Origin of the sequence: Fulvivirga sediminis (assembly GCF_016757215.1) — a bacterium.
Classification (GTDB): Bacteria; Bacteroidota; Bacteroidia; order Cytophagales; family Cyclobacteriaceae; genus Fulvivirga; species Fulvivirga sediminis.
Genome location: NZ_JAESIY010000028.1, coordinates 1 through 8,560, shown reverse-complemented (window position 1 = coordinate 8,560; position 8,560 = coordinate 1). Strand labels below are relative to the sequence as shown.

The 8,560-nt window shown below is 40.5% G+C and carries 6 protein-coding genes; all 6 read left to right on the top strand.

The window, feature by feature from the left end:
- Positions 1–175 precede the first annotated feature (175 nt).
- Complete coding sequence (locus tag JL102_RS23255) at positions 176–913, top strand: hypothetical protein (RefSeq protein WP_202246877.1); 738 nt, start codon at positions 176–178, stop codon at positions 911–913.
- Positions 914–952: 39 nt separating this feature from the next.
- Positions 953–2,785, top strand: a complete 1,833-nt coding sequence (locus JL102_RS23250) for a type VI secretion system Vgr family protein (protein ID WP_202246876.1) — start codon at positions 953–955, stop codon at positions 2,783–2,785.
- A gap of 28 nt (positions 2,786–2,813) precedes the next feature.
- The gene (locus JL102_RS24070) at positions 2,814–3,530 is read left to right on the top strand and encodes a PAAR domain-containing protein (RefSeq protein WP_202246875.1); all 717 of its coding nucleotides are present in this window, start codon (positions 2,814–2,816) and stop codon (positions 3,528–3,530) included.
- Between the two features lie 3 nt (positions 3,531–3,533).
- Positions 3,534–6,830, top strand: a complete 3,297-nt coding sequence (locus JL102_RS23240) for a toxin VasX (RefSeq protein WP_202246874.1) — start codon at positions 3,534–3,536, stop codon at positions 6,828–6,830.
- 734 nt (positions 6,831–7,564) lie between these two features.
- On the top strand, positions 7,565–8,239 hold the full coding sequence (locus JL102_RS23230) for a hypothetical protein (protein ID WP_202246872.1): 675 nt from the start codon (positions 7,565–7,567) through the stop codon (positions 8,237–8,239).
- The coding region (locus JL102_RS23225; RefSeq protein WP_202246871.1) for a hypothetical protein at positions 8,214–8,560 on the top strand (347 nt) is incomplete at its 3' end. The genes JL102_RS23230 and JL102_RS23225, both read left to right, overlap by 26 nt.

Here is an 8,560-nt window from a genome sequence, read left to right as displayed (position 1 = left end):
TGGCTTACTGGACGTATGTGTACTACCAGGGTGAAGGCAACGCTGCCAGGTGGCTGCAAGCTAACAGAGGCCTGGACTACAATACCAACAAGGCTGAACGCGGTATGGTACATACTCTTGCTCTGGAAAGAGTAGCGACATGGAGGTACGTGCTTACTAAAGGCATCTTTTCTAGATGAAGTATACATCATTCATATTGGCTGTAGTATTGGCTATGTTACACATCAGTTGCATATCTCAAAAGATGGAGAAAAAAACTGAAAGTGCTGACAGCCTCCTACTGAATATATATAACAGCTATTATGAACACAGGCAGAATTACGCTACAGACCAGTCAGCAGGTAGAGACAGCATAATGCAAAGGTTTAAGAATGAATTAAAATCATATTTAAGCCAACCGCAATATGCTCAGCTCGACTTCAAAGCACTCAAGAGCCACCCGAATGTGCATATCATTACCTCTGAAGACCAGAAGTTAAAGATATTCTCATGGGATTTGCTCAATGGAGGCACTAACCACACCTATGATAACGTGTTTGTGTGGATTGACGAGCACAAGACTCAAACAGGCAAAATAAATAACGATGAAAGCATGTACTTGAAAGCTTATTTGCTGCCAGACAATAGTTACCTGACAATAGCCTATGGCACAAAGGGAGCGGGCACAGATTATTATACCCTACGTAAACTCTCATGGCAAAACCAGCACTTCACAGATTGTGAAGCTTGTTTTGAAGGCGAAAACAAACTGGTGTACACCAAGCCGAGAGCAGACGATAGCTACCCCATATATAACATTACTTCTAAGACTATCTCTTTTCCGGAGTATAGGAAAGAAGAAGAAACTGGCTTTTTTAAGCCGACTGGTGACACCACTATTTTAAAATATACTAATGGCAAATTCACTAAATAATTATTCTTTTAGCGACTAGCTATAAAAATCAAAAATATTATGGCCCTACAAACTAACATAGAAATATACATTGGAGGAAACTTGATCCCCACTTACAAGAGATTAGCATTACAGCAAGACCTGGATGCCCACCACATGCTCACCCTGGTATGCAGGATGGATGTGCTGGAAAAATTAGGGGATGAATTAGCCTCCGAAAGCAAAAACTTTTTAGGTGAGATTATTACCATAAGTGTAAGCTCTGATGAAATCTACAGCGACTACGGCGTGCTGGAATTCAAAGGAATAGTGGTAAAGGTAAACAATACCAAAGCCTACGATAGTGGTGAAGAAGATACGGTAGAGATTACTGCACAGAGCGCCAGCATCATCGCTGATGACGGCCCTCATTATGCTTCGCACAGTGAAGTAAGCCTGTCAGACATTCTTACCAAAACCTTTGAAGGCTACGATGCTTCCAGACTGGAAACGGCTTTCAACCCACAAAACACTGAAGCCTTACACTACAGTGTGCAGCAAAATGAAAGCGCTTTTGAGTACGCCAGCCGATTGGCCGCTCAGCATAGCGAATGGTTTTATTATGATGGCAAAGCCCTGGTATTTGGTACTCCTAAAGCCAGTGACGAAGTACCTCTCACCTATGGGCATGACCTAAAGAAATTCTCTTTAGAGCTCAACCCCTCGCCCAACAACTTTAAATACTTTACCAATGACTACCTCACTGACGAACTCCATGAAAAAACATCTCGGGAGATTAACACAGGGGTAAATGGATATAATGGCTTTACCAGCCAAAAAAGTGGTGAAATATATGCTAAAGAAACCAGCATATACCTTAATTCTTATACAGACAGCACCCTGAAGCAGCGTTTTGACTTGCAGGTAGAAAAGCAAAAGAAGAGCCGCGAACTCAAGCAAGTAATCGTAAAAGGCTCTAGTGATAACCCAGGGGTATACTTAGGACAGGTAGTAGCAGTAAAAAACACCGCAGCAGCGCAAGGCAGCTTTAGAGTAACTAAGGTAATGCACACCGCTACTGAAAATGGTAATTACATCAACTATTTTGAAGGCGTATCTGCTGAGATAGATATTTACCCTGAAAGCAACGCCATGGCCTACCCTCGCAGCGAAAGCCAGGTAGCTACGGTAATGGATAATGCTGATCCTGATGGACTAAGCCGCGTAAAAGTACAGTTTGCCTGGCAAAAACCTACGGGTGAAATGACACCATGGTTAAGAATGGTGACTCCTCACTCTGGCGGAGAAAAAGGATTCCATTTTATACCTGAAGTAGGCGAAGAAGTAATAGTAGGCTTTGAAGGTGGTAACGCCGAGCGCCCCTACGTGATGGGAGCTTTATACAGTGGCACTAAAAAGCCTGAAAGCTGGAAAACAGATGCCAACAACATTAAAGCTATACGCACCCGAAGCGGCCATACTATAGAGCTGAACGATACTCAAGGGGAAGAGACTATCAGCATTTATGATAATGAAGGAAGCATTATCAAGTTTGATACTCAGCAAAAATCACTTTACATCCAATCGGCTGAAAATCTGGAACTGGCTGCTAAAAACCTGAAAATATCTGCTGAAGAGAATATTGACATATTCGCTAAAGGCAATATTAATACTGCCTCTGAAGGCGACACTTCAATACTTAGTGAAGGCGATAGCACTATGCAGGCCAAAGGAGATGCCAACATCAGTAGTGATGCCGCCATTAACATATCGGCCTCTCAAGACAACCTGGTTACCGGTCAGAATGTAACTGTTGAAGGTAAAGCCAAAACAGTAGTAAAAGGACAGCAGACCCAAGTACAGGGGCAAATGACCACCGTTCAGGGAAAAACCGGGAAAACCGATTACATGTAGAATTTGCTCACTTCATAAAGTATTAATTATGCCAGGACAAGCAGCAACCATCAATAGCATGCATATATGCCCTATGTGCACGGGGACCGTTCCACATGTAGGAGGCCCGATTTCAGGCCCGGGGCAATCTAATATATTAATTAACGGCAAACCAGCCGCTACACAAGGAGACCTTTGCATCTGCTCAGGCCCTCCCGACACCATAGTACAAGGACACTCCGCTGTGATGCACAACGGAAAACCTGCCGCCTGTGTGGGAGACATGACTGCCCATGGAGGCACCATTACAGTGGGTGAACCTACCGTAATTCACGGTTTTGTAAGTGAACCCATGAAACCAAGCACCATGGCCGTGAAAAAAATCCCTTTCCCTGAGATTACTATGACCAATCGCATTACAGGGAATGCACAGGAAGCCATAGCTAATCAGGAAGAAATAAAAAGGCAAGCTGAAGATATGGAGGGGGAGCCGAGGATTTATAATGTGCAATGGGTAATGGGTGATTTAGTAATACGTGACGCTCAGGTTTATAAGGAAGTAACAGTGAGAGCGTACGTAAGCAATATCGCGGATGGAGAAAGCATTACTTTTTCGATAAAAAAAGCAGTAGAAACAGATAACAACGAAGAGGCCACTGAAGAAGACATTATAGAGCTTACAGGCACCGTAAAAGACAAGATGGTAGAAGTAACGTGGGAGATTGAAAAAGCAAAGGATAACGAAAATTCAGACAAGAGCAGCTAAACTATGGTTACAGATGAAATTGTAAAGAATCAGGAAAAAGAAGCGCAACTATGCGATGCTAAATATACTGTAGTGGCCTCTGGAGCAGGAGCTACTTGTGAGGAAAAACCTGAAATGGAAGCATTGCTTCCCGGTATACGCCTACGTTTTTTAAGGTATGGCCTATTCCCTAAAAATGATCCTGACGTGAAAGCCATACGCATGAAGGATCGTAGTGATGACCAATTTACCCTTGATGATGCGGATGCCTCTAACGGAGACCTAAAATCTAATGCTCACTTAAGGGTAATGGCTACACACTTGCGTGAGGGTTACGTCTATCTGATCAATCATGAAGATAAAAGTGATTTCCACGAGCTAGCCGTAGATGAATTTGGAGACTTATCTCCTGTTATCTGGAGCAAGAATAACCTTGAAGAAGATGGAAGAACGCCTAAAGACTTTAGAGAGCCAAAAGAGGAAAAAGGGCTGTATAAGCTAGTACCTAAATCAAAAAAAGAGGGAGGTAAAAAATATTGGATTGGCTACAGCCCGGTGCAGTGGTCTTATGAATTGCACAAAAGAATATTAAATGGCTCTGATCAGGTTAAAAAGAATTTCCATATGATCCTGGTAGAGTGTAAGGGTATCAAAAACAAAGACCAGTCCTGCTCTGAGCATGTATTGTCTTATCAAAAAGTACAAATAGGGTTTAATGCAGTTAATGCTACTCGTAATAAATATAAGGACATCCTAAAACAAATTCATGCTACAGAAAGAGATGAAAGTAAACAAGGGGGCAATGTGCTCTTTGAAGACATGTTCATTACCCTGCACGACCCTGTAGGCTGTGCCGCAGATATTTCTGAAGTGTTGGCAGAAGAAGTAATCAGCTTTAAAGCACTTACAGAAGCCATACAAACAGGAGAAACAGTAGAAAAAGCGTTAGCCCGATTAACAGAAGAAGATCCTTGTGAGCCAGAAATAGATAAGACATACCATGATATGTTTACACTGGCACTTACCTCCTACAAACTGGCCTACAGCGATAAAAAAAGTACTGAGCTTTACGATGGTGGGGATGTCGGCTGGTGGGGTAATATTAACGATACCCATTTCCCCTATCAACCCAATAACAAGGCGACCTATGAGATTAAATTTAATCAATATGCCAAATATTCTGGTGTTTATAAAGTACAAACGAACAACTATGTGCCCGATGAATGGATAGGGAACGGACTGCACAGAGACAAAGTAGAAGGGGTACTTGGAGTACATGAAAGGAGAGCAAAAAGAAAAACAGTAAATACCTTAAGGGATGAGTATGGCAATTTCATTCAGACTGAATACTATAAAAAGGCACTAGACCATTTTACTGAAAACTCCCCAGAACATTTTATGGAGGGTATTAATCAATTATACGAACAAATTTTATTACTGTATAATAACCCTGATAACATTGACAGGCATTTATTACTCCCTGAAAGCAATGAACTTGAAGTAGATGTGTACCACTCTTGTGACTCATGGACAGAGTGGGTAGACGGCTACTTTCAGGATGAAGAATGTAACAAAAACGATAACATTTCCCTACTCCTCAACGAGGAAATAACTATTAAGCAAGAATTATTAAAAAATTTACATTCTCTATTATACAGCCTTGCAGGCGTGGCTTATGCGCGTTTGGAGGTGCATACCAGGGTAGCTCAATACAAGGTAAAAGCAAAAACAGATGGACTAGGACGAACTAACTACTATCAAGTACTCAAAGATAGGCGGCGGCACGTTATGAAAAATCTTAATAAAATAACCGTCAGAAGAACGGTAGATGGTGTGGTTACTGATGTTTTTCACTATGGAAACTCTCAACGTATAGAAATAGATGCCGCGTTAATGGGATTCAAACACGATCCTAATCTTGAGATAGACATAATATCTGAGGGAAAAAAAGTAGAAACTATTAAAGCGGATAGTTTTACACATAGAATGCTATATGGAAAAGAATCAATAGCCGAAGGCGGAAAAAATATGTTAACCTCAGGAGAGGAATTACAGCCTATAAAAAGAAGAGAGTATTATAAAAATGATTTCGCAGCCAGAAATTATAATGCGAAAGCGGCAAAATTCCTTAACTCAAGGGGTTTTAACAGGGTACTTACGGGGTTACAGATATATAATTTTAGTCATTCCTTGCAAAAGGTTTTCTCTGATAACCAAACTCAAGTAGAACTAGGAAAAAATGTTATAAGCACTATAGGTGTGACTGCAGAACTAGCAGAAGCAGCATTAAGGTTAAAAGAAGCTCACTTAAAGGCAGTGGCTAAGCAAGCGGGGAAACAGCTATCTAGAGAAATAGCTCAGAAACTAGGAGGAAGGATTAAAATAGCCGGGGCACTCGGTGGAGCTATTTCCTCCGGAATGAGTTTCTGGGATGGGGCCTTAGCTTTTAATAAGCGGGATCAAGATGCTGGTTTCGCCTATATGGGCGCCGGTATAGCCCTCGCTTATAGTACGGCAGTAGGACTGTGGGGAACTACAGGCCTGCTCCTACTCTCCGGGCCAGCGGGTTGGATTGCTCTATTCGTAGGTCTTGGCTTTACCATCTTAGCTATCATTTTTACAGACACTGATCTGGAAAACTTTTTTAAGCACTTTCTTTTAAGTGATGCTGAGGACATCCCTAAAAGGAAACTTACCCCTATGGAGTATAACAGGCATCTCATAGAAGAATATGCCAGCAAGATAGATAAAGATGATGAGGATTTACAAGCACTGGCACACCCCACCGATGCGCTCAGCTTAATGCACGATTTACTCGTTTGTACTGAAATAAACTATTACATACCGAAAGATGGTTTAACTTTGCACTATTTCGGTCGCAGTGCCTATAAACTAGCTAACAAAATTCGGGTGAGATTGGTATTTAATCAGTTACTCACTGATGTATCTCAATTAGAGGCTATCGGCATACTCTTAAATGATGATGAAAAGCCAGAACCCTTCATTATGGAGATGAGTGACACATGTATTACTAAGCGTACAGATGGAAGGCGTGAATTCACAGCCAAGCTATCGGTCACTAAAGAATTTCGTCATTCTATAAACCGCAAAACAGACTTGGTTATTGCTATGAGGTTACGTATCAACCCAGAAAAGAATCACTATTTCCCTTATCCAACCAAGGAAAATAAAAAGCGTTACTTTGCTACCAGAATTAGCCTGAAACAAAGCATATATAGAACTCAAGGTGAAAAATTTGAACAGGAGGAGAAATTAGTTTTTGGGTCGATCGCTGATTTGGTTAAAAAGGATATATTGTAACTTAGACTATGGAACAAATAATAGAAAGCGATTACAAAAGAGAGATCACACACTCTGATTATAGTGATGCGCATAAAAAAATAAAAAGGGGTGGATGGAGCAGGGTATTAAACCTACACATAACAGAGAATAAAATGACCCTATATAATGAAGATGTAGGAGCAAAAAAAGCCTTCATTAATGCTAATGATAAGTTTATAAAAATGGCATCATTTTATTCATACATGGTACCTAAGTGGGTGGGTGGGGTGTTTTTCTTACTCTTCATTTCATTTTTGATAATAGACATTACACACCCAGAAGAAAATTCATGGGGTTTTCGAATATTCACATTTTTATTTTTTCTGTTCTTCCTTTTTTTCCTGATTTACTATTTCACCATGCCCAAAAAAGAGGTGATTTTGAACAGAGAAGATGGCATAATGACTTTTCCAGGACTATATTGGCAGCAAAACATTACTATGCAANGACTCATACGCTATATTTCTTTAGCTCTATCGGCAATTGCTATGAAGACCTCTCTTTTTACCTTTGGTATATGGATAAAAATCGTCCTCTTCCCCCTGGAGAGGCTTTGGATGCTTATCGAGAAAGAGACTATGAAAGAAGAAAAGCAGCAGGCTTTCCTCCACCTCTATTCCCCAGTACTTTTGATACCCCTGAAGCCACGCCTGAACAGCAGCAGGAAAGAGAGCGTATTGGTGGGTGGTAATAAGCTTTGTGCGGTTTAGCCTATGGAACAAATAATAGAAAGTGATTACAAAAGAGAGATCACACACTATGATTATAATGATGCGCATAAAAATATAAAAAGAGGTGGATGGAGCAGAGTATTAAATCTACACATAACAGAGAATAAAATGACCCTATATCATGAAGATGTAGGATCAAATGAAGCTTTTTTTAATGCTAATGATAAGTTTGTAAAAAAACCATCATATTCATACATGACTCCTCAATGGGGGGGGAGCGTGTTTTTCTTATTCTTTATCTCGTTTTTGATAGTGGAAATTAGTTATCCCGAAGATAGTTCATGGGGTTATATTGTAGCAATTCTTTTATTCTTTTTAGGCTTCCTTTTTTTCCTGATTTACTATTTCACTATGCCTAAAAAGGAGGTGATATTGAACAGAGAAGATGGGTTAATGACTTTTCCTGGACTATTTTGGCAGCAGAACATTACTATGCAGATAGAGAAAGTTATGTTTATAATGTCTGCTCCCAGCCATACCGGAGGTGGAGCATATCGTTTGCAAATAAGAAGACCAGATATGACTCATACGCTCTTTATCTTTAGCTCTATCGGCAATTGCTATGAAGACCTCTCTTTTTACCTTTGGTATATGGATAAAAACCGTCCTCTTCCCCCTGGAGAGGCTTTGGATGCTTATCGAGAAAGAGACTATTAAAGAAGAAAGGCAGAAGGCTTTCCTCCACCTCTATTTCCCAGCACTTTTGATACTCCTGAAGCCACCCCTGAACAGCAGCAGGAAAGAGAGCGTATTGGTGGGTGGTAATAAGCTTTTTGCAGTTTATACTATGGAACAAATAATAGAAAGCGATTATAAAAGAGAGATCACACACTCTGATTATAGTGATGCCCATAAAAAAATAAAAAGAGGCGGATGGAGCAGGGCACTAAACCTACACATAACAGAGAATGAAATGGCCCTATATAATGAAGATGTAGGAGCAAAAAAAGCCTTCATTAATGCTAATGATAAGTTTAT